Raw genomic sequence first — 1,669 nt, forward strand, 5'->3', positions numbered from 1 at the left:
GCGCGCGGCCGGAACGCCCGGCGCGCGGGCGTTCCTGCGCGGCCTGGCCGCCATCGGCCCCGCCGAGGTGCGCCGGGTCGCGGCGAAGGCGGCGGACGCGGTCCGCGCGGACGAGCCGTCCTGGGCGCCGGACCTCGGCGCGGTCACCCCGGGCCAGGTCTGGCTGATCCAGGAGGGCCCGCTCGACGGCGACCGCCTGGTCTGCGAGTTCCGCTACCCCGAGGGCCGCGACCTGCACGCGGTGGCCGTCCGGCTGAGCTACGGGGACGTGCCGAGCGAGATCGTCCCGGTCGGGGACGTCCCGGCGCTGATGACCGCCGCCCGGCAGGCGATGCAGGCCGAGCTGTGCACCGTCCAGCCGTACTCGCCCGCCGCGGTGGGCGAGCGGCTGCGCACCGTGCTCGACGGTCAGGGGACCGCCGGCGGAGGCGCCCGGACGCTGCCGGACGAGTGCTATCCCGCGCTCGCCCTCGCCCGGCACCGCATCTCCCTGCTCCCCTGATCGTTCCCCCCGCCCCCTGACCGCCCGGCGCACACCGGCGGCTCCGCCGGGATGCGCCGAGACGGGTCGGGGCGGCTAGCTAACCGAGCCGCCGGTAGCGGCGGACGGCGAGCGGCAGGGACACCGCCGTGATCACCAGCGGCCAGGCCACGGCCAGCGCGAGCGCGTGCCGTCCGGGCCAGGAGTGCGGCTCCCAGCCCGGCTGGCCGAACAGCTCCCGGCACGCGGTGACCGTGGCCGACAGCGGGTTCCATTCGGCGACCGCGCCCAGCCAGCCCGGCATCGTGGACGGGTCGACCAGCGCGCTCGACAGGAACCCGACCGGCCAGACCAGCACCTGGATGACCATCACCGACTCCGGGCCCTTGGCCAGCAGGCCGAGCCAGACGCCCGCCCACACCAGCGACGCGCGCAGCAGCACCAGCAGCCCGAAGGCCGCCAGCGCCCTGGCGGCCCCGTCGTGCCAGCGCCATCCGACCGCCAGGCCGCAGACCCCCATCACCAGCAGGCCGAGCACGGCGTCCACGAGGTCGGCCGCGCAGCGCCCGGCGACCGGCGCGGACGCCGACAGCGGCAGCGCCCGGAACCGGTCGGTGATCCCGCGCGAGGCGTCGGCGGCGATCGCGGTGAACGTGCCCTCCAGGCCGAACACCATGGTCAGGGCGAACATCCCCGGCATGATGAACGCGCGGTAGTCGCCGCCCGGCGCGTCCATCTGGCCGCCGAACACGTAGCCCATCATCAGCACGACCATGACCGGGAAGGCGAGCGCCGCGACCAGCGCCCCCGGCCGCCGCACCCGGCGCTCCAGCTCGCGGCCGGTCATCGTCCAGGCGTCCAGCAGTGTCCAGCGGACCGTCGCGACGCTCATCGCACGGCCTCCTTCCCGGTCGTGGCCGGCCGGACGGAGCCGGAGCCGGAACGGATGGAATCGGTGCCGGCATCGTCGGTACCGGCCCGGTCGGAATCTGTGCCGGAACGGTCGGTGAGGCGGAGGAAGACCTCGTCGAGGGTGGGCCTGCGCAACGCGATGTCGGCGACCGTGACATGGACGTCGTCCAGGGCGCGCAGCGTCCCGGCCAGCGCGCCGACCCGGTCGGCGACCGGCGCGGACAGCCGCAGCTCCGCCGGGTCCGCCTCGGGCCGGGCGCCGGTGACGCGCTCGAC

At 76.4% G+C, this 1,669-nt stretch carries 2 protein-coding genes and 1 pseudogene; 1 reads left to right on the forward strand and 2 read right to left on the reverse strand.

Annotation, left to right across the window (positions count from 1 at the left end; genetic code table 11):
- The coding region (locus DZF91_RS24095) for a hypothetical protein (protein WP_117359578.1) at positions 1–502 on the forward strand (502 nt) is incomplete at its 5' end.
- A gap of 79 nt (positions 503–581) precedes the next feature.
- On the opposite strand, the gene DZF91_RS24100 is transcribed toward DZF91_RS24095, so the two are convergent.
- Both DZF91_RS24100 and DZF91_RS40205 read right to left on the reverse strand, forming a co-directional pair.
- Positions 582–1,373 (reverse strand): ABC transporter permease, encoded by a 792-nt coding sequence (locus DZF91_RS24100; protein WP_117359579.1) that lies wholly within the window; start codon positions 1,371–1,373, stop codon positions 582–584.
- Positions 1,370–1,669 (reverse strand): annotated as a pseudogene (locus DZF91_RS40205) (hypothetical protein); the annotation flags it as partial. The gene DZF91_RS24100 and the pseudogene DZF91_RS40205, both read right to left, overlap by 4 nt.

This window comes from Actinomadura logoneensis, assembly GCF_003428695.1.
GTDB lineage: Bacteria > Actinomycetota > Actinomycetes > Streptosporangiales > Streptosporangiaceae > Spirillospora > Spirillospora logoneensis.